A 20,045-nucleotide genomic window follows, 5' to 3' on the forward strand; every position below is an offset into this window, starting at 1 on the left:
TTCCATTTTCAGCCCAGATGAAAAATCTTGCCGGGATTGAGGATATTGTCCGGGTCGAGCGAGCGCTTGATCTGGCGCATCAGATCCACCGTACCCCCGAGCTCCTGCTCCAGAAATGCCATTTTCCCCTGCCCGATCCCGTGTTCGCCGGTGCATGTCCCGTCCATTGCCAGCGCCCGCGCGTTCAGCCGGGCAACGAATTCCTCGGCCGTCGCGATGTCAGCGGCGCTCTTGTCGTCGAACAAAAGCTGCACATGGAAGTTCCCGTCGCCCGCATGGCCGACGATCGGCGCCAGCAAACCATTTGCCTCGATATCCGCCTGCGTTTCGGCAACGCAATCCGCAAGCCGGGATATCGGAACACAAACATCGGTCGAAAGTACGGCAAGCCCGGGCGCCAGCGCCCGCACCGACCAATAGGCATCGTGACGCGCCTTCCAGAGCTTGGTGCGCTCCTCCGGGCTCGACGTCCACTTGAATTCACCGCCGCCGCATTCGGCCGCAATCTCGGCAAAGGCGGTCGATTGCAGCGCCACCGTCTCGTCCGTGCCATGGAATTCAAGGAAGAGCGCCGGGCTCTCCTCATAGGGAAGATTGGCATAGGCAATGCTGGCGCGCATCTGCAGCGCATCGACAAGCTCGATACGCGCCACCGGAATGCCCATCTGGATCGTCATGATCACGGCGTCGCACGCCGCTTTCACGCTCGGGAAGGCACAGACACCGCCGGCGATCTTCTGCGGAATGCCGTGCAGCCGCAGCGTCACCGAGGTCAGAATACCGAGCGTACCTTCCGCCCCGACGAAGAGCCGCGTCAGATCGTAACCCGCCGACGACTTGCGGGCGCGGCGCGCCGTGCGAATTTCCTCGCCGGAGGCCGTCACTGCCGTCACCGCAAGCACATTGTCCTTCATCGTTCCATAGCGCACGGCATTGGTGCCGGAGGCCCGCGTCGAGGTCATTCCGCCGATCGAGGCATTGGCGCCGGGATCGATCGGGAAGAACAGGCCGGTATCGCGCAGATGGGTGTTCAGCGCCTCGCGCGTGACGCCCGGTTCGACCGTGCAGTCGAGATCCTCGGGATTGACTTCAAGCACTCGATTCATGCGGTTGAAATCAATGGAAATGCCGCCATTCGGCGCGTTGACCTGCCCTTCGAGCGAAGAGCCGGTGCCAAACCCGATGACCGGCACCTTATGATCGGCGCAGGCCCGCACAGCGGTCTTCACATCGTCGGCCGTCTCGGCAAAGAGGACTCCGTCGGGCAGCTGGGCGGGAATATAGGTGGTCGTGTGCGCATGCTGGGCGCGAAAAGCCTGGCCGGTCTGGAAGCGCTCTCCGAAGCGTTGTTTCAGGATACCGGTGACGGCCTCGATACCCGCCTCGTTTCGCATCCCAGCCTTCGCGTCGCGCAGTGCCATGCCCTTGATCTCCCTGCATTCCACAGCCTGCTACAGCATCTGTAGCAGGCCGGGTATGAGGCAAGTCAAAGCGGCTGTCCAGCCAAGATTCAGGGAAGATCTCATCCCATCCTTGTTGTGGGGATCGCAGGCGGGTTCAGCCGCGCAAAGCCCTCCTGCCGATAATAGGGGAAATAGGGATAGGGCGGTGTCACGGCACTGACGGCATCCAGCCGCCCGATCTGTTCCGGCGTCAGGCTCCAACCGACCGCACCGAGGTTTTGGCGAAGCTGTTCCTCGTTGCGTGCGCCGATGATGACGCTTGAAACCGTCGGCCGGCCGATCAGCCAGTTGATGGCGATCTGCGGCACCGTCCTGCCGGTCTCGGCGGCAATCTCGTCCAGCACGTCGACGATATCGAAGAGCCTTTCGTCATCGACAGGCGGGCCGTATTCCGCCGTCTGATGCAGGCGGCTTCCCTCGGGCAAAGGCGCGCCGCGACGGATCTTGCCGGTCAGCCGCCCCCAGGCGAGCGGGCTCCAGACCAGGGCACAGACCTGCTGATCAGCGGCAAGCGGCATCAGTTCCCACTCGTAATCCCGCCCGGCAAGCGAATAATAGACCTGGTGGGCAACGTAGCGCGGGTAGCCATAGCGCTCGGAAAGCCCGAGCGCTTTCATCAGCTGCCAGCCGGAGAAATTGGAAACACCGATGTAGCGAACCTTGCCGGCAGCCACGAGCCCATCGAGCGTCGCAAGCACCTCTTCGACAGGCGTCGAGGCATCGAAGGCATGAAGCTGCAACAGGTCGATATAGTCAGTGCCGAGCCGGCGCAGCGCATCCTCGGTCGCGCGGATCAACCGCACCCGCGAGGTGCCCCAATCATTCGGCCCCTCGCCCATCGGCAGCGCCGTCTTGGTCGAGATCAGCACGGAGTCGCGCTTTCCGGAAATCGCCTGCCCCAGCACCTCCTCTGAAGCACCGGCCGAATAGACGTCCGCCGTGTCGAACAGCGTCACACCCGCCTCCAGGCAGATATCCACCATCCGCCGCGCCTCTTGCGCATCCGTCGTGCCCCAGGCACCGAAGAGTGGACCGCTGCCGCCAAAGGTGCCGGCCCCGAAGCTCAGCACCGGCACTTTCAAGCCCGATGCGCCCAGATTTCTGTATTCCATGGTTCGATCTCCTGTTTCCCAAAGAGATAGACCCGGCCGGAACGATGATATAGATTGCCTTAGAGCATATCATCTGTGATTTGAATTCATCATGAGCCGTCAGGACATCAATCGATCGGGCGAAATGGAAGTCTTCGTCAGCGTCGTCGAACGCGGCGGTTTTTCCGCTGCCGCGCAGGCGCGGCGCATGACGCCATCGGCCGTCAGCAAGCTGGTCGCCCGGCTGGAGACAAGGCTCGGCACCCGCCTCGTCAACCGCTCGACGCGCAAGCTGCAGCTGACACCGGAGGGATGCGCCTTCTATGAGCGCAGCGTGGCGATCCTTGCCAACATATCGGAGGCGGAGCGTTTCGCTTCGGCGGGAGAACAGGCGGCCGGCCGCATCAGCATCAACACCAGCGGTTCCTTCGGCAATCATGTTCTGGCCCCGCTCGTCCCCGCCTTCCTCGCCGGGCATCCGGGGGTGACGCTCGATATCACCCACACCGACAAGGTCGTCGATCTGCTGGAAGAGCGTGCCGATGTGGCGATCCGCGCTGGACCGCTGAAGACATCGAGCCTGATCGCGCGCAAGCTCGGCGCCGCCAGGAAGATCATCGTCGCCTCCCCCGATTATCTCGCGCAATATGGCGAACCGCATTCAGCCGCCGAACTCCAAAACCATCGCCGCATCGGCTTTTCCTATGCTCGGGCGCTGGAAGGCTGGCCGATCCTGGAGAACGGCGGGGAAATCACCATTCCCCTTACCCCGGGCCTGCAGGTCGGCGATGGCGAGGCCATGCGTTATCTGGCGCTCTCGGGCGCCGGCCTTGCCCGCATGACGGAATTCACCGTGCGCGCCGATATCGCCGCCGGGCGGCTCGTTCCCCTGCTGGAAGATCTCAATCCCGGCGATGTCGAGGAATTCTACGCAGTTTATATCGGCCAGGGCGGGCCACTGCCGGCCCGTGTTCGCGCTCTGCTCGATTTTCTCGCGAAACATACCCGCCTTTAGGAGCAAAGGGCCAGATTCCGCAATTGACCCTTTGGCTGCTGCGTGCCTATACCGGGTCTGCGCTTGCCGGCTCTCAGCCGGCCTCTTCATGCTGCCGGGGCTTCCTCCCACCTCCGCCTTCGGGCTCGCTCCGGTCGAAAAGTTCGGGGATGACAATTTTGGACGCAAGCAGCTTCCAGCAGAAAGCGAGCCTGCCCAAATGGGCATTGCTGCTCGCCTTGTCCGCCATTCTTGTGCTGTTCCTGGAACTCTTCACCCTGCCCGCCTCGCTGCTGATCGGCCCGATGGTCGCGGCAATCGTTCTGGCCCTTACCGTCAGCAAGGGGCAGTTGCGCGTCCCCTACTGGCCGCTGCAATTCGGCCAGGTGCTGGTCGGCCTCCTGATGGCGCGCAACATCACGCCCGATATCCTCGGAACCATGGCCAAGGATGCGCCGCTCTTCTTCGTCTTCATCGTCTCTGTGGTCGCCATTGCCGCCGGTCTCGGCTGGCTTTTGACACGTTGGCAGGTTCTGCCCGGCACGACGGCTGTCTGGGGCTCCACGCCCGGCGGCGCCTCGGCCATGGTCATCATGTCCGAGGCCTACGGGGCGGATGCCCGCCTCGTCGCCTTCATGCAATATCTGCGCGTTGTCTTCGTCGCCGTCGGCGCCTCCGTCATCTCCCGTCTCTGGGCCGCCGCCGATGGGCAAGAGCCGCCGCCGGTCATCTTCTTCCCGCCGGTCGACTGGCCGGCCTTCGCGATCACGATCAGCTTCGCCGCCCTTTGCTGCTACGGCGTCTTCCGCTTCCGCATCCAGGGCGGCAATATCGTCATCCCGCTGATCGGCGGAGCCGTTTTGCAGGGCTTCGGCCTGCTGAAGATCGAACTGCCGACCTGGATCTTAGCGCTCAGCTACGCGCTGATCGGCTGGAGCATCGGCCTGCGCTTTACCCGCTCGATTCTCGAACACGCCGCCCGCGCCCTGCCCCGCGTTTCCGCCTCCATCATCATCCTGATGGCGCTCTGCGGCTGCATGGCCGTCGCCCTCCACAAATTCGCCGGTATCGATCCGCTGACGGCCTATCTCGCCACCAGCCCCGGCGGCGCCGATTCCGTCGCCATCATCGCCGCGTCGAGCGATGTCGACGTGCCTTTCGTCATGGCCATGCAGACCGGCCGTTTCATGATGATCCTGTTGATCGGCCCGGCAGTCGCCCGCTTCATCGCCCGCCGCTCCGGGCTCGCGGAAAACGCTGCTTGAGCGACGAAACCCTCGGCAGCCCGCAGGCCAGTCAACGGCCGCTGAAGCGTTGCCTCGCGGCCTCGGTAACGGGTGTATAAAGCGCCACGCGGGTTCCCTCCGGGTCCGAGAACTGGACCGTGCGATTTCCCCACGGCATATCCCTGGGCTCATGCACAACCTCGACATGGTCCTTGAGCCGAGCGAATTCAGCGTCGACATCAGACACCATGAATTCAAGAATGGCGGTTCTATTGGCGCCTGGCTCCGCACTGCCCTCTTTGAACAGGGCGACCGTCTCAGTGCTCCCTATCGCCACGACGGCCCCGGGTGTGACGATCTCGGCAAAGACCGGAGCAAGCCACTCCGCGCGATAGCCCGTCACGAGCTCATAGAAGGCCACCATGCTTTTAATATCCGAGGCGACAAGACGGGTGGATGCGAGCTTCATCATTTTCTCCTTCAGGCGTAACGATCTCTTTGCCCGCTCTTGTGACATAGTCATCCTGCCAGCGTTGTGGCAGCAGGAGTCACCAGCATGCGAAAAGCGGAACGGCTTTTTCAGATCATCCAGATACTTCGAAGGTCAAACCGTCCGGTCACCTCGGCGCAGCTTGCCGATGAACTCGAGGTGGCGCGACGCACCGTCTATCGCGACATCGCTCATCTGATCGGCCAGCGTGTTCCCATAGAAGGGGAAGCGGGGTTCGGTTACGTCCTCGATCCGCAATACGACATGCCGCCACTAATGCTGACACCAGAGGAAATCGAAGCCGTTCTGCTCGGCGTTCAGATGGTTGCAAAACTGGGTGACCCGGCGATCACCAATGCCGCCAGAGATGTCATCGCCAAGATTACCGACACGGTACCCGACGACCTCCTTCCGTTCATCGCCGAACCCGCAGTCGGCCTGAAGCCCGAGGAGGTCACCAACAGCCCGACGTTCGACACCCGCCCGGTCAGGCGGGCGATCAGGGAGGGGCGAAAGATCGATCTCGAATATCGCGCGGCCAGTGGCGAGGTAAGCCACCGCATCGTGTGGCCGGTGCTTCTAGGCTATGCAGACACGCATTGCCTCCTGATCGCGTGGTGTGAATCAAAGCAGGCCTTCCGCCATTTTCGCACCGAACGCATCCTCGACTTCGAGGTTCTCGAGGAGACTATCGGCGTATCCAGAGGCAGGTTGAGACAGCAATGGCTGCACTGGCGTGAAACCGAACTATCCCGTTTGCGCGCTGCTCCGTGACTGGCGGTCTGCGGAAAACGCCGTTTAAATGCGGGGACCCATCAAACTGCGTGGCCTTCGAAACAGCCTCTGAATTGTTCTGCCTATGCCTGACTAGCCGCAGGCCTGGTTATTCCCTAGACTGGCTCAATGAACATCACTGTGCTGAAAAATGGATAACACCGGACTGTCTCTCGACCGAATGCGCACCTTTGTTCGCGTTGCCGAGCGCGGCAATCTGTCTTCTGTGGCAAGGGAGCTCGGTATCGGTCAATCAACCGTGACGCGGCACCTCAATGAACTCGAAGACGCAGTCGGCGTAGCTCTCCTCAGCCGAACCACGCGTCGCGTCATCCTTACCGACGAAGGCAGCCGCTATTATACCAGCTGCCTTCAGGTGTTACGCCTGGTCGAGCAGGCTGCCGAGGAAGCCAGGAATGCCCGTCGGGCGGCTGCAGGCGCTGTCAGGCTTTCATGCACTGCAGCGCTTGGCGTGATGCACATCACCCGCCTCATCTTCGAATTTCAGGACCGGCATCCTGATATCAGCGTCGATCTCAACCTGACCGACGAGCGCATCGATCTGGTTCGCGAGGGCGTTGACGTGGCACTGCGGCTCGGACCTCTCACCGACAGTTCCATGAAGCTTCATGCGCTCGGAAAAAGCCATCGGCTGATGGTCGGCGCTCCCGCTTACTTCTCCATCCACGGACGGCCGGAGCGACCGGACGATCTCTCACGATACGAAACCGTCATAATGTCCAATGTGGCCGGGAGCGATCAGATTGCTCTCTCCTCCCGCCATGGCGCGAATGTGACGGTTCCAGTCAACGGGAAGCTGCGCGTCGATCACGGGCTTGCGGCGCGCGAAGCCTTGGCCGCAGGACGCGGCATCGGTCCCGCTCACCTTTGGCTGGTCCACGATCTCCTGGATAGCGGTCGGCTCGAGGTCGTGCTCGAAGACTATCGTCCGGCGCCGGTGCCGCTGAGCCTGCTCATCGTGCCCGAGCGTTCAGCCATTGCCCGTGTCCGCCTTCTCACCGACTTTCTTGTCGCCGAGATTCCCAAACTGCCGGGAATCCGCCCATCATGACTCAGAGCCCGAAAGATTTCTTGTCGCCGCGCCAGCCCGTGGTGCGAAGATACTGCTCCCAGTCGAGTGTATCGGGATCCAGTCGGCGGCTCCATTCCAGGTCATGCTCTTTGCCGAAATAGCCGTATTCGACAGCGTACTCGACCATGCCGACAAGCTCTCGCACGAGGAATTCGTTGGCGGCAAACTCCGGAAAATACTGCAGCAGGCCATCCCTGGTGAAAGCGTTTCGATATTCTGCCCTGAGGCCGGTTACCGCTCGGAAAGTCTCGACCATCTCCCGGGGCGAGATGATATCGCCGACAACAGGCAGCGTTTTCCCGTTGTATCGCTCGGGATTTGAGAAGATTTCGAGCACGGCCGGCCCGGTCGCCGTCAGTGGATCGACGAAAGGCGCCCGGAAATCTTCCGGCAGATAGATCGGCAGCACGAGCGTGTCGCCTTCCATCCGCGGCGGATAATATTCGAGAAGGTTCGTGTAGAAGAATGCCAGCATGACGAAGGAATGCGCGATCGGCAGACCGCGAATATAATCTGCAACGCGCGCCTTGTCGGTGAAGTGCGGAGCAAACTTCGTCCCGCCCGAGATCGCATCGACATTTTCGAGCGTGCTGAACACGATATGTCCGACGCCTGCCTCAACCGCGGCATCCGCCAGCTGGCGGCCGATAGGAGCCTCTATCGTTGCCGGCGGTGTAACGGGCGGCGTCATCAGGAACGCCCCGTCCGCGCCTTCGAAGGCAGCGACAAGATCCTTCTGGAAGCCAATCTGGAGAGGGACCGTTACAATTTCAGCTCCAAGTTTCTCCAGACTCAAAGCCTCGGGTGAATCCTTTTGTCGGGTCAGGGCGCGCACGCGGAAACGCCCGCTGCGAAGGAGCGTCGCCGCGACGCTGCGACCCTGTTTGCTGGTTGCACCGACAATTGCGATAAGTGGCTTATCATTTACAGACATAGTTGCGCCTTGAACCTTTTCCCTGTCGCTGGCTGCCGCCAAGCGTCATTTCGGGGAGAGCATTCGGCCGATGCCGCTAGCTCCAACTCGGGAGCAAGCTATCGCATCGAGCTTTCTTGCTGTAGGCATGCGCAATGCATATGATAATGCCGTTTTCTGGATAAATGCCACGGCTTCACACGTCAGTATCAGCGGCTGAACGGTCCGGTCTCTGTCGTATAAAGACGTTGAAGCCCCGCCCATCGCCCGGGCGTTACCCCATAGGCCTTCTTGAAATGCCGGATGAAATGCGCCTGGTCGGCAAAGCCGGTAGCCGCCGCTACATCGGCAAACCCCTCGCCCTCGCCCATCAGCGTCTTTGCCTGCTGCAGCCGCCGCATCAGCATGTAGCGATGCGGACTGGTGGCAAAGGCCGTGCGAAAATGCCGTGACAGCGTGAAGCGGTCGAGGCCGGTAACGCTCTCCAGCTCGCCGGAGCGTACCGGCCGCAGCGCATGCGCTTCCAGATAATCGCGCGCTGCCCGCACCTGTTTCCACGCAACCGCGCCCAGCGCCCGGCGGCGCACCTGAGAATGCCGCGACAGACCGCCCGCCACGCGGCTGACGAAGTCGTCGACGAAGAGGTCGTCCAGCTCCCGGTCAAGCTCGCCGAGTGCGGCAAGCAACACCTGCGCCAGTGCCCCATCGGCAATGACCGGCTGGTCGACGAAGGGAAGGCCGATCTTCTCTGCCGCCAGACACTCCATCAAGAGCGCCGGCTCCATGTAAAGCATGCGGTAATGAAGGCCTGCCTCGGTCGCTGCCCCGCCGTCATGTTCCTCGTCCGGATGCAAGACGATCACCTGGCCTGGCATGCTGAAGCGCCGCTCGCCGCGATAGGTGAAGGTCTGCACACCATGAAGCGTAACGCCAAGGGCATAGGTATCGTGCCGATGCGGCTCGAAAACATTGCCCGAAAACTGCGCCTCGATACGCTCGATGCCCGGAAAGGCCGGCGCGGTCAGAATGCCGCTGTCCGCGGGCGCGCACAAACGTTCAAGACCCTCGAAGACCTGCGGCGTTAGATCCTGGCTCAACGCGTTTCAATACCCTGATGAGAGAGACTGAGATGTTTGATACCAAAATTGCGATCGTCCTGCGAAACAATCTTGCCGGCTGGCAGAAGCTGAATGTCACGGCCTTCCTCTCGACAGGCATTGCCGGGCAGTATCCTGACATCATCGGCGAGCCCTACAAGGACCGCGCCGGCAACCTCTACAACCCGCTATCCATCCAGCCGATCATCGTCTTGTCGGCCGACGAAGCGACGATATCGACGATCCATCGCCGCGCGCTGGAGCGCGACGTGACCTCCTCCGTCTTCATCGAAGAAATGTTTGCAACTGGCCATGACGTAGCCAATCGCGCTGTCTTCGCCGAATACGCCCCCGATGACGCCAAGGTGGTCGGCATCGCCCTGCGAGCCGACAAGAAGATCGTCGACAAGATCACCAAGGGCGCAACGATGCAGCACTGAGGCAAACGGCGGAAACGAAAAAAGGCCGGGCGATGACCCGGCCTTTTTTGTCGTCTGAAGGCGACCGATCAGCCCTGCGTGATCGGCGCGATCTGGATTTCGACGCGGCGGTTCTGCGCGCGGCCGGCTTCGGTCGCGTTGGAAGCGACCGGCTGCGACGGGCCGAAGCCGACGGCCGAAACGCGGCGCTGGTCGATGCCCTGGCTGCCGAGATAATCGGCGACGGACAGCGCGCGGCGCTGCGACAGGTCCTGGTTATGCTGCAGGCTGCCGGTGGAGTCCGTATGACCGTTGATGTCGATGAGCGTCCGGTTGAATTTGCGCAGCACGATCGCCACCGAATTCAGCGTCGGATAGAAGCCCGCCTTCACCGCATCCTGGTCGACGTCGAAGGTGATGTTCGACGGCATGTTGAGAATGATGTTGTCGCCCTGGCGGGTGACCGAAATGCCGGTGCCTTCGAGCTGGGCACGAAGCTCGGCTTCCTGCTGGTCCATGTAGTTGCCGATCGCGCCGCCGGCGAGCGCGCCGATGCCGGCGCCGATCAACGCCGCGTTGCGCTTGCCATGGCCGCCGCCGCCGACGGCGACACCGACGAGAGCACCGCCAAGCGCGCCAAGGGCAGCACCGCCAGCGGTATTGGATACCTTCTGCTCACCAGTATAGGGATCGGTCGTCGTGCAAGCTGAGAGGTAACTCGCCGCAACGGCCAGAAGGATGAATTTCTTGATCATGGACAGGAGGTTCTCCGTTCGAAGCTGGTGCGAGCAGATATTAGGGAATGCGGCAACAAGATGAAGATACCAATCTGATAAGCCAAATTCCCCATGGGAAACATCGGTCTGTTGCAGCCGCGCACCGATATCACCAGCTTTATTGGCAAACCGCAGGACTTCAGTCGAGGCCGCGACGTTTGGCATAGGCCGCCCGTGCCTCGTCCATGCGTGCGGAGTTTGTAACGACCCACTCGGCAAGCCCCCGAACCGGATCCAGGAACTCCCGGCCGAGATCCGTCAGCGCATACTCGACCTGCGGCGGTGTGGTGGGCGTGACGGTCCGGGAAACGAAGCCGTTCTCCTCCAGCTCCCGCAATGTCGATGCCAGTACCTTCTGGCTGATTTCGCCCACTTCGCGACGCAAGGCGTTGAAGCGGAGCGGACCGTGACCCAGCACGCGCACCACCAGCAGGCTCCACTTGTCGCTGATGCGCGCCAGCATGCGGCTGATGTGGTCGCAGGCGTGAACCTGCCCGCAGTCTTCGGCGCCCTCGCAGGCGGCGGTTTCCTCGTGGTTATCTGGTTTCAATAAAGTGCCTCCTTGTGCTGCTCCACGAACCATCCGTAATCTGGTTACCGTTGGAAACCAGCATACAGGAGGTTACTATGAATTCTAAGCCCCGTATCGCCGTTATTATCGGCTCGACCCGCCCCACCCGTTTCGCCGATGCCCCGGCACAATGGATACTGAAACAAGCTCAGGCACGTGACGACTTCGACGTCGAACTGGTCGACCTGCGCGATCACCCGCTCCCCTTCTTCGAGGAAATGGCATCGAACTTCTGGATGCCGAGCCAGAATCCGGAAGCAGTGCGCTGGCAGGAAACGATCGGGCGTTTCGACGGCTATATCTTCGTCGTCGCCGAATACAATCATTCGATCACCGGCGTTCTCAAGAACGCGCTCGACCAGGCCTACAAGGAATGGATGCGCAAGCCGTTCACCGCGATCGGCTATGGCGGCACGGGTGCCACGCGCGCGGTCGAACATCTGCGTGGGATCGGCGTCGAGCTCCATATGGTCTCGACCCGCAGTGCCGTGCATATTGGCGGCAGCGACTTCATGTCGATCCACCCGGCCTTCGGCAACAAGCCGATCGATGAGATCGAGGCGAACCTGCTGCCGACAGCAAAGGCAGCCCTCGACGAGCTGGTCTGGTGGGCCAAGGCAACGATGGCTGCCAAGGCTGCGTGAAGCCAAAGAAAACCGCGCGGCGAGCGTCGCTTGCCGCGCGGCCGGCACTACAAAACCGAAATCAGAAATTCTGGAAGAGCTGACGAACCGTGTCGTAGGATGCGTTGGCGATATTCAGCGATTGCAGACCGAGCTGCTGCTGGGTCTGCAATGCCTTGAGTTTGCTCGATTCCGTCTCCATGTCGGCATCGACGAGGCGGCCGATACCCGTGGTAAGATTGTCGGACAGGTTCTTGGCGAATTCGTCCTGGATGCTGATGCGCTTTTCCAGTGCGCCGAAAGCCGAACCGACGGTCGTCAACTGTCCGAGCGCGGCATCGACGACGCTGATCATCTCGTTCAGGTCCTGTTTGCTGGTACTTGCCGTCAGGCCGATTTCCACCTGGCCGGCCGTATTGCCGTTCTTGCTCTTCGTCAGCACCCAATTCTGCGCCGCGCCCAGTTCGCTTGCGAAGAAGTCGGAAGTCAGAACACCATATTCGCCGGTGCCGCCCGCCCGGTCGTCGATCACATAACGTGCATCCTTGGAGGATGTCGCGCCGCTTGGCGGAATATCGATATGATAGCTCAGCATGCCGACCGATACCGTCCCGTCCGAATTGCGGATGAAGGAGGCCGGGATCTGGCGCGGCTGCGTCGGCGTCGTCGTATTGTCGAGGATGATCCAGTTGTCGTTGTTGAAGCCTGCACCCTCGGAAACGCTGCGCAGCTGCGCCTTCAACTGATCGAGCTCTTCGCCGATCTTTGTCTTGTCGACGCCCTGCTCGGTTGCCGCGACAAGCTTTGCCTTGATCTCGGTGACGACGTCGACGACGCTGTCGACGCCCGCCGATGCTGTACCCATGGTGGCAGCCGCCATGCCGAGGGCATCCTGAATGGCGGAAAGGGCCTTGTTGTCGTGGCGAGCTGTCGTCGCAACCGACCAATAAGCGGCATTGTCTTTTGATTTTTCGACGCGCAGACCTGTCGTGACATGGTTCTGCGTCACCGTCATGTTCCGATTAATATCACGCAGCACATTAAGCGCCGCATCCACGGAGGTGCGCTGATAAATACTCACGGTACGAACTCCAAAAACACAACAAGACGCAACAGAACAGGATGTACCGAAATCAAGCGGACGCTCATGTCCGCCGTCGCTGGAAAAGCAGCGCAGTGGCCTTCGGAAAAACTGGGGAAGACCGGCCGGTTACTGATCGCGATCATTGCCGCTTATGCTTAATAAACGGCTAAAGTTCAGAAGTAATTTATCTTATTTCACAAGACTTCATACACCATAGAAACGCCTGCCGGAGAGATACGGCAGGCGTTTTCGAAAGTATTAAAAAAGCTTGTTTGCCCTCTTACTCGGCAGCCTGAAGCTGCTGCGGATCCGGCTTCGGACGCGTCGCATGCTTCATTTCCTCGTGCAGGCGCGCTTCCTCATGGGCATGCGGCTTGGCGAACCGGGCAATCAGGAGATAAGCGACGGGCGTGATGAACAACGTCACCAGCGTCGCGAAGCCGAGGCCGCCGACGATGACCCAGCCGAGCGCCACGCGCGCTTCCGCACCCGCACCATGCGCGAAGACCAGCGGAACGCCCCCAAGAATGGTCGCGATCATCGTCATCATGACCGGGCGCAGGCGAAGTGCACAGGCCTTCTCGATGGACGAGCGTACGTCCTCGCCGCGGTCACGCAGCTGGTTGGCGAACTCCACGATGAGGATGCCGTTCTTCGCCATGACGCCGACAAGCAGCACCAGGCCGATCTGGCTGTAGATGTTGAGACTGGAGCCGGTGATGACAAGCGCGAAGACCGCGCATGCAAGACCGAGCGGCACCGTCGACATGATGATCAGCGACGACAGCACGCTTTCGAACTGTGCCGCGAGCACCAGGAAGATGATGACGATCGCAAAGCCGAAGGTCAGCGCCATGCCGCTGGAATTCTCCTCCAGCGTCGCAGCTTCTGCGAGCGGCAGCAGGCGCGCGCCGGCCGGCAACAGCGGTGCTGCCATTTGCGTGACGTTCTTCACGGCGTCACCAAGCGACATACCGTCCTTCAGGCCGGCGGTGATCGCCACCGAGGCGAGCTGCTGTTCACGGTTGAGCTGCGGGGCGACCGAGCCTTCCTTCAGCGAAGCGATGACCGACATCGGCACGATCTTGCCGTCACCGGTCTTCAGGAAGACGTTTTCAAGATCGGTCGGGTCGTCGATCGGCCGCATCGTCGAGGTCAGAAGCACCGGATAGGATTCGCCATTGACGAAGACGTCGACCACTGAGCGTCCTTCGAGCAGCGACTGGATGGCGGTTGAAAGCCCGGTGATATCGATACCGAGATCGGAGGCCCGTTCACGATCGATTGCCACGGAGACTTGCGCCTGCGACGGTTCGTTGGTCAGGCGTGGCGTATCGTACTGGCCGCTGGCATCGAGCTGCTGCACGAGCTTGGCGGCCGCCGCCGTCAGCGCCTCGTGGTCATTGCCGATCAGCGCCATCTGCAACCCGCTGCCGGCGCCGCGAATACGCAGGCTGTTCGACGAGATCGCATTTCCGCGCAGCGCCGGCACCTTTGACGCAGCCTGGTTGATGTCGCGGACGATATCGGCCTGCGTGCGGTGGCGCTCGCCCCAGGGCGCCAGAGTCAGCACCATGAAGCCGCTGTTGGAAGCGCCGCCCTGGCCGGAGATCGAGAAGACGTTCCTGATATCTCCGCTGTCGACGAGCGGCTGCAGATATTCTTCCACGAGCTGCAGCTTGTCGCGCGTATATTCGAGGCTGGAACCCTGCGGCGTCGTCAGCCGCATCATCACCATGGCGCGGTCTTCCTCCGGCGTCAGTTCGCTCTTGACCGTGCCGAAAGCGACGACGGCTGCACCGCCGAAGATAAGTGAGAAGACGATGACGACGACAGGCGCGTTCAGGCAGGCATGCAGCGCCCATTTGTAGAGGCCGGCGAAAGCCTCGCCGAAGCGGCCGAGCAATCCGTGGTCCTCGATCATCGGCTTGGTCAGCATGCGAGAGGCGAGCATTGGACACAGCGTCAGTGCCACGATCGACGACAGGCCGACCGAGAAGGCAAGCACGAAACCGAATTCGCGGAAAAGACCACCCACCTGCCCCGGCAGGAAGGACAGCGGAATGAAGACGGCGGCAAGTGTGGCCGTTGTCGCGATGACGGCGAAGAAGACTTCGCGCGTGCCGAGCACGGCCGCCGCGCGCGGTCCCATGCCCTCCGAGCGTCGGCGCACGATGTTTTCGAGCACGACGATGGCGTCATCGACCACGAGACCGGTCGCCAGCACGATCGCAAGCAGCGTCAGGATGTTGATCGAGAAGCCGACCATATAGATCGCCGCCAGCGTGCCGATCAGCGCCACCGGCATCGAGACGGACGGGATCAGCGTCGCGCGCCAGTCGCGCAGGAAGAGATAGATGACGACGGTGACGATGACGGCCGAAAGCAGCAGCGCCAGCACCACTTCATGGATCGCGCCCTCGATGAACACGGCGTCGTCGCTGGTGATTGCGATCGTCGTGCCCTTCGGCAGCGTCTTAGAAAGCTGGTCGACGGCAGCGTGAATGCCGGTGGAAATATTCAGCGTATTCGACTGCGCCTGGCGGATGATGCCAAGACCGATGCCCGGTTTGCCATTGGAACGCAACGCCGTCTCACCGTCGCGCGGCCCGAGCGTCACGGTCGCAACATCGCCGAGACGCACATTGTGCTGCAGGATGACGTTCTGGAAGTCCTCGGGTGTCTGCAGGCTGGCGGTGGCGCGCACCACGATATCCTGCATCGGGCTCTTCAGCGAACCGGCCGGCACGTCGAGCGCGGCATTGTCGAGCGCCTTGGTGAGATCGCCGATGGTCAGTCCGCGGCTTGCAAGCGCGCCCTGATCGACATCGACACGGAAGACCTTTTCCTGATCGCCGTATTCTTCAACATCGGCAACGCCATCGACAGAGGCCAGACGGTCGACCACCTCGTTCTCGACGAGCAATGTCAGATCGTCCATGTTGAGCGTATCCGACGTCACCGCGAGGCGCATGATCGCCGAAGAGTCAGAATCCGCCTTGACGATCTGCGGCGCATCCGCCTCATCGGGCAGGTTCTGGGCGATGCGGCCGATTGCGTCACGCACGTCATTGGCGGCAACGGCCAGATCGATGGAATCGGAAAATTCCAGCGTGACGCGGCTCTGGCCGAATTGGGAACTGGAAGAGATGGACTTGAGACCGCTGACGCGCGCAACCGCGCCTTCGATGACCTTGGTCAGTTCCTGGTCGATCGTCTGCGGCGAAGCGCCGTCGAATGTCGTGCGCACGGTCACGACCGGCCGGTCGACATCGGGCAGCTCGCGCACTTCGACGCCCACGTAGGCCGCAAGGCCCGCCACCACCATCAGCGTATTGAAGACCAGCGCCAGGATCGGCCGGCGCACGAAGAGTGCGGTGAAGGTCGCCTTGCCGGATTCCGGTTTGTCCTGGTGGATCTCGGTCACGCTCATTGGGCGGCGACCTTGTCGTTGGCGGCGACATCGGTCGCCGTGCGCACAGCGCCGTTCTCGCGTACGCGCTGCAGGCCCTGGGTGACGATCTGATCGCCATCCTTCAGGTCAGCCTTGACCAGCACATAGTCCGGATTGCGCTGCACGACCGTGACCCGCACCTTGTGCGACTTGTCGTCGGTCACCCGCCAGACGAAGGAGCCTTGGGCATCCCACTGGACGGAAAGCGGGTTGACGGCTGGATATTTATCGCCGGCAAACTTCATGCTGACAGCGAAGGACATGCCCGCGCGCAGCTCGTCCGAGCTGTTGTCGATCCGGCCGCGCAGACGCAGCGTCCGGCTTGCCGCGTCGATACGGTTGTCGACCGCTTCAAGCACGCCCGAAAAGATTTTGCCCGGCCGCGCCACAGACGTTGCCTCGACCACCTGGCCAACGGAAACCGTATTGGCGAAACGCTCCGGCACCCAGTAATCGACGAGGATTTCGGTGCGATCGTCCAATGTCACGATCGGTGTCGACGTGGTGACATTGTCACCGATATTGACGGGCACGATGCCGACGATGCCGTCGATGGGGGCCACGATATTGCGTCGCTGGAGATTGAGATCGGCGGCCTGCAATTGCAGCCGCGCATTCTGCTCGGCGATCTCGGAATCGAAGACATCCATGCGCGAAACGCTGGACTTGATATTGTGGTAGAGGCTGGATTTCTCGAGCGCGCTATTCAGCGCCACCTGCGCCTGCCCCTGGGCAATGACCTGCTCCTCGCTGTCGAGCTTGGCGAGAACCTGCCCCTGCTTCACCATATCGCCTGACTTGATCAGAATCTCGCGGATCGTACCCGTCGCCTGCGGCGTGACCGCAACGGAGCGGATCGCATCACCCGTGCCGATCGCATTCAGCCGGTCATTGACGACGCCCTGCACCACGGCCTGGGTGACGACAAGCACCGCGCCATTGCGTCCGCCGCCACCGCCGCCATTGCGGCGGTTCTGCCCCTGTCCCTGCCCTTGCGCTTGGCCGCCTTGAGCCTGCCCCGCGCCGGCATCGGCTGCCTCTTCGCTCTTCGGTGAGATCCTGGAAACGATGCTGTCGGGAATACCGGCATTGCGCATCGTCTCGCCAGCGCCGGGCACAAAATAGACCCACGCGGCAAAGCCGGCGATAATGACGACAAGGCAAAGTACAAATTGCTTCCAAAAGGGCATTCACGTCTCCGGAGGGACTCGAGGTTGTCCAGGGTCGGTCGAAAGAGGCGCGCGAGACAAAAAGTCTCACCTGGTGCGACAATATCGCACCTTTCCCCGGCCGGCAGCAAGCACAACCACCCGTCATTACCGATTTGTAATATCAGCAAACTTTGAAAATAACCCGTGCGCTCACTTTTACTTGAACAACGCTAAAGCAGTGCCGGCAAAACGCTTACCGATTTTCCGTCCGGCACCGCGCCAGGCTTCAGATGCGCCTCTCCCGTCGCCATGTTCCGGGCGAAACCCCGTGGAGTGCGGTGAAGATACGCGTCAGGTGGCTCTGGTCGGCAAAACCGCAGGTAACCGCGATCTCGGCAATGGAGGCGGTGCCAAGCAGCATCTGTCGCGCTTTCTCCGCCCGATATTCGAGCAGCCACCGGTGCGGCGTGCGGCCGGTCGATTTCTTGAAGGCGCGAATGAAATAGCTGGTCGAGAGCCCGCATTGCGCCGCGACATCCGAGATCGTCGCCTCCCGCGCCGTCAGCGAAGCAAGGAAAGCTGTCGCCATGTTGAGCTGACGCCCCGAGAGCCCGCCGCTACGTTCAGCCGGCAGGTTGATCTTCCCATAACGCGTCACAAGATGCGCCTGCAGCGCCAGCAGGATGTGATCGATGAAGAGAGCGCTCGCATGCGCCGGCTGGCTGAGCGCCGGAAGCAACGCCGTCGCAAGCGCCTGCACGACAGGATCAAGCTGACCCTGCCCGCAATCGAGCCCATTGAAGCCCGACCGTCCCGCCTCGTAGCTGAAATCGGCAAGCCCCTGCCGGGAAATATTGAAGCGCATATTGTCGAACGAGGAGCGATGGTGGCAGCGCCACTCCTCCCCGAGATCGGTGATCGCCAGCGCGCCTGCCGAATGGCCGCCGTCGTGAACGAGCTTGCCGCCGCGCCAGAGGCGATGGTTGTCGAAAGGTTTCAACTGGGCGATGACGCTGAAAGCCTCCGCCTGAGGAATCGGCCCGCTTTCGTCATGGTCGGCGCTGGTGCTGCGCATGCGCACGATCGAGACTGCACCGGCTTGCAACAATGAAACCTTTGGCCGAGATGCCAATTCAATCACCCCCGTTTTCGAATTGCCTCCCATTGTCATAATCGCATTATTTGCTTTCGAAATCCACCTGGCGAAATCGAAACGGCAGCCCCTTCGAGGCTGCCGTCCGCTCGCGTCGCATCGATTCCTGGTGTCAGGCGGCTTCCTGAAACGCCTGCTCCAGGGTAGCGACGTCGATCTTGATCATCTTCAGCATTGCTTCGGTCATCTTCTTGGCATTGCCCTTGCGCGTGCCGCTCATCATCTCGGCCAGCGCCTTGGGCACGATCTGCCAGGAGAGACCCCAGCGATCCCTGAGCCAGCCGCAGTGTTCGGCCGTTCCGCCATTGGCGAGGAAGCCATCCCAGATGCGGTCGAGCTCCGCCTGATTCTCGCAGACGACCTGCACCGAGAAAGCATGGTTGAACTGCTCGAACGGCCCGGCCTGCATGGCGATGAAATTCTGATTGCCGAGCGTGAACTCCACGATCTCGACGCTGCCGGGAGGCCCGCTCGGGGTTTCAGATGGCACTGTCGTGATATCGCCGATCGAAGAATCGGGAACCAGCGAGACATAGAATTCGACCGCTTCGCGCGCCTGTTCGGCAAACCAGAGAAAGGAAATGACCTTGACCATGAACTGTCCTCCTTGAGCTGTTGGTCACTATGGCCCTAGGACGCATGGGCATGGCCTCTCCCGACAGGACGGCGCAATTTTTTCTCGAATAGCGATTTTTCAACGTCTCCGGGGCCTTCCGCGGAGCCTCTTCAGCCGAGAGCAATTTTCGACAAAAGAGGGTCAGAACCGACAATCGGATTTGCCGTTTGCCAAGTAGGTTCGCCGTCAATTCGCAGCCTCGCTCTTGCGGGGAAGCGATGCCGACCGACGCCCGCCAGCCTCTTTTGGCGACAGCCCGGCAGCCCGTTTATTGGCCGCAAGGCCCCACGACCAGGGAGAACGCTCAATGTCCAGATATCTCGAAGTCCTGACGCCGCAGAACAGCCAGCTGATCTTCATCGACCAGCAACCGCAAATGGCCTTCGGCGTCCAGTCCATCGACCGCCAGGCACTGAAGAACAATGTCGTCGGCCTCGCCAAGGCAGCCAAGACCTTCAAGGTTCCGACCACCATCACCACGGTCGAGACCGAAGCTTTCTCGGGCCACACCTATCCGGAGCTGCTCGCCGTCTTCCCCGAAAACACGATCCTCGAACGCACTTCGATGAATTCCTGGGATGATCAGAACGTTCGCGACGCACTGGCGAAGAACGCCGCCGACGGCCGCAAGAAGGTCGTCGTCTCAGGCCTCTGGACGGAAGTCTGCAACACCAGCTTCGCGCTCTCCTGCATGCACGACACCGATTACGAGATCTACATGGTTGCCGATGCCTCGGGCGGCACCTCCGCCGAGGCCCACAAATACGCCATGGACCGCATGGTCCAGGCCGGCTGCGTGCCCGTCACCTGGCAGCAGGTGCTGCTCGAATGGCAGCGCGACTGGGCGCACCGCGAAACTTATGATGCGGTGACGGCTATCGTGAAGGAACATTCCGGCGCTTACGGCATGGGCGTCGATTACGCCTATACCCATGTCCACAAGGCGCCCGAGCGCATCGCGCATGGCAAGCGCATCGGCCCGAACCCGGCCAGGTGAGTTCTCTTCGGGGAGCGGCTTCATCGCCGCTTCCCCGTTGTCGCATGCCGAAATGAATCG

At 61.5% G+C, this 20,045-nt stretch carries 19 protein-coding genes; 7 read left to right on the top strand and 12 right to left on the bottom strand.

Translation table 11 applies throughout. The features are described 5' to 3' along the window. Positions 1-8: 8 nt before the first annotated feature. Together FHX06_RS02485 and FHX06_RS02490 are read right to left on the bottom strand one after the other, a co-directional pair. Positions 9-1,421, bottom strand: a complete 1,413-nt coding sequence (locus FHX06_RS02485) for an FAD-binding oxidoreductase (RefSeq protein WP_018115673.1) — start codon at positions 1,419-1,421, stop codon at positions 9-11. 101 nt (positions 1,422-1,522) lie between these two features. Next, a complete protein-coding gene (locus FHX06_RS02490; RefSeq protein WP_113210702.1) occupies positions 1,523-2,575 on the bottom strand; it encodes an aldo/keto reductase in 1,053 nt (350 codons plus the stop codon). A 91-nt stretch (positions 2,576-2,666) separates the two neighbouring features. Between FHX06_RS02490 and FHX06_RS02495 the strand changes: the two genes are divergently transcribed. Together FHX06_RS02495 and FHX06_RS02500 are read left to right on the top strand one after the other, a co-directional pair. Next, entirely contained in the window at positions 2,667-3,569 is a 903-nt protein-coding gene (locus FHX06_RS02495) for a LysR family transcriptional regulator (RefSeq protein WP_113210703.1), read from the top strand. Positions 3,570-3,718: 149 nt separating this feature from the next. Continuing rightward, positions 3,719-4,813: an AbrB family transcriptional regulator gene (locus tag FHX06_RS02500; RefSeq protein WP_183877974.1), complete on the top strand. Its 1,095-nt coding sequence runs from the start codon at positions 3,719-3,721 to the stop codon at positions 4,811-4,813. A gap of 31 nt (positions 4,814-4,844) precedes the next feature. On the opposite strand, the gene FHX06_RS02505 is transcribed toward FHX06_RS02500, so the two are convergent. Then, positions 4,845-5,243, bottom strand: coding sequence for a VOC family protein (locus FHX06_RS02505; protein WP_113210704.1), 399 nt, complete (start codon positions 5,241-5,243; stop codon positions 4,845-4,847). Positions 5,244-5,330: 87 nt separating this feature from the next. Between FHX06_RS02505 and FHX06_RS02510 the strand changes: the two genes are divergently transcribed. Together FHX06_RS02510 and FHX06_RS02515 are read left to right on the top strand one after the other, a co-directional pair. After that, on the top strand, positions 5,331-6,038 hold the full coding sequence (locus FHX06_RS02510; protein ID WP_113210705.1) for a helix-turn-helix transcriptional regulator: 708 nt from the start codon (positions 5,331-5,333) through the stop codon (positions 6,036-6,038). Between the two features lie 151 nt (positions 6,039-6,189). After that, positions 6,190-7,110, top strand: a complete 921-nt coding sequence (locus tag FHX06_RS02515; protein WP_113210706.1) for a LysR family transcriptional regulator — start codon at positions 6,190-6,192, stop codon at positions 7,108-7,110. Between the two features lies 1 nt (position 7,111). On the opposite strand, the gene FHX06_RS02520 is transcribed toward FHX06_RS02515, so the two are convergent. Both FHX06_RS02520 and FHX06_RS02525 read right to left on the bottom strand, forming a co-directional pair. Beyond that, a complete protein-coding gene (locus FHX06_RS02520) occupies positions 7,112-8,065 on the bottom strand; it encodes an NmrA/HSCARG family protein (RefSeq protein ID WP_113205635.1) in 954 nt (317 codons plus the stop codon). Between the two features lie 188 nt (positions 8,066-8,253). Beyond that, the gene (locus FHX06_RS02525; protein WP_183877976.1) at positions 8,254-9,141 is read right to left on the bottom strand and encodes an AraC family transcriptional regulator; all 888 of its coding nucleotides are present in this window, start codon (positions 9,139-9,141) and stop codon (positions 8,254-8,256) included. A 32-nt stretch (positions 9,142-9,173) separates the two neighbouring features. Here FHX06_RS02525 and FHX06_RS02530 point away from each other — a divergent pair, with 32 nt between their 5' ends. After that, entirely contained in the window at positions 9,174-9,581 is a 408-nt protein-coding gene (locus FHX06_RS02530; RefSeq protein ID WP_113115170.1) for a DUF2000 family protein, read from the top strand. A gap of 68 nt (positions 9,582-9,649) precedes the next feature. Here the strand turns inward: FHX06_RS02530 and FHX06_RS02535 are convergent, their stop codons facing one another. Both FHX06_RS02535 and FHX06_RS02540 read right to left on the bottom strand, forming a co-directional pair. Further along, positions 9,650-10,315, bottom strand: a complete 666-nt coding sequence (locus tag FHX06_RS02535) for an OmpA family protein (RefSeq protein ID WP_018115683.1) — start codon at positions 10,313-10,315, stop codon at positions 9,650-9,652. A gap of 160 nt (positions 10,316-10,475) precedes the next feature. Beyond that, positions 10,476-10,886, bottom strand: a complete 411-nt coding sequence (locus FHX06_RS02540; RefSeq protein ID WP_018115684.1) for a winged helix-turn-helix transcriptional regulator — start codon at positions 10,884-10,886, stop codon at positions 10,476-10,478. Between the two features lie 77 nt (positions 10,887-10,963). Here FHX06_RS02540 and FHX06_RS02545 point away from each other — a divergent pair, with 77 nt between their 5' ends. Further along, complete coding sequence (locus FHX06_RS02545; protein ID WP_018115685.1) at positions 10,964-11,551, top strand: NADPH-dependent FMN reductase; 588 nt, start codon at positions 10,964-10,966, stop codon at positions 11,549-11,551. Between the two features lie 61 nt (positions 11,552-11,612). On the opposite strand, the gene FHX06_RS02550 is transcribed toward FHX06_RS02545, so the two are convergent. The 5 genes from FHX06_RS02550 to FHX06_RS02570 all read right to left on the bottom strand — a co-directional run bounded on the left by FHX06_RS02550 (position 11,613) and on the right by FHX06_RS02570 (position 18,967). Beyond that, positions 11,613-12,611: a flagellin gene (locus tag FHX06_RS02550; protein WP_113204758.1), complete on the bottom strand. Its 999-nt coding sequence runs from the start codon at positions 12,609-12,611 to the stop codon at positions 11,613-11,615. A gap of 283 nt (positions 12,612-12,894) precedes the next feature. Further along, positions 12,895-16,047, bottom strand: coding sequence for an efflux RND transporter permease subunit (locus FHX06_RS02555; RefSeq protein WP_183877978.1), 3,153 nt, complete (start codon positions 16,045-16,047; stop codon positions 12,895-12,897). After that, complete coding sequence (locus FHX06_RS02560; protein ID WP_113115172.1) at positions 16,044-17,258, bottom strand: efflux RND transporter periplasmic adaptor subunit; 1,215 nt, start codon at positions 17,256-17,258, stop codon at positions 16,044-16,046. Before FHX06_RS02560 ends, FHX06_RS02555 begins: the two co-directional genes overlap by 4 nt. A gap of 247 nt (positions 17,259-17,505) precedes the next feature. Continuing rightward, entirely contained in the window at positions 17,506-18,324 is an 819-nt protein-coding gene (locus FHX06_RS02565; RefSeq protein ID WP_246715468.1) for a helix-turn-helix transcriptional regulator, read from the bottom strand. 160 nt (positions 18,325-18,484) lie between these two features. Continuing rightward, positions 18,485-18,967, bottom strand: a complete 483-nt coding sequence (locus FHX06_RS02570; RefSeq protein ID WP_018115690.1) for a VOC family protein — start codon at positions 18,965-18,967, stop codon at positions 18,485-18,487. Between the two features lie 328 nt (positions 18,968-19,295). On the opposite strand from FHX06_RS02570, the gene FHX06_RS02575 reads away from it, so the two are divergent. Next, positions 19,296-19,985, top strand: coding sequence for a hydrolase (locus tag FHX06_RS02575; protein WP_183877980.1), 690 nt, complete (start codon positions 19,296-19,298; stop codon positions 19,983-19,985). Positions 19,986-20,045 lie beyond the last annotated feature (60 nt).

This window comes from Rhizobium sp. BK512, assembly GCF_014194915.1.
GTDB lineage: Bacteria > Pseudomonadota > Alphaproteobacteria > Rhizobiales > Rhizobiaceae > Rhizobium.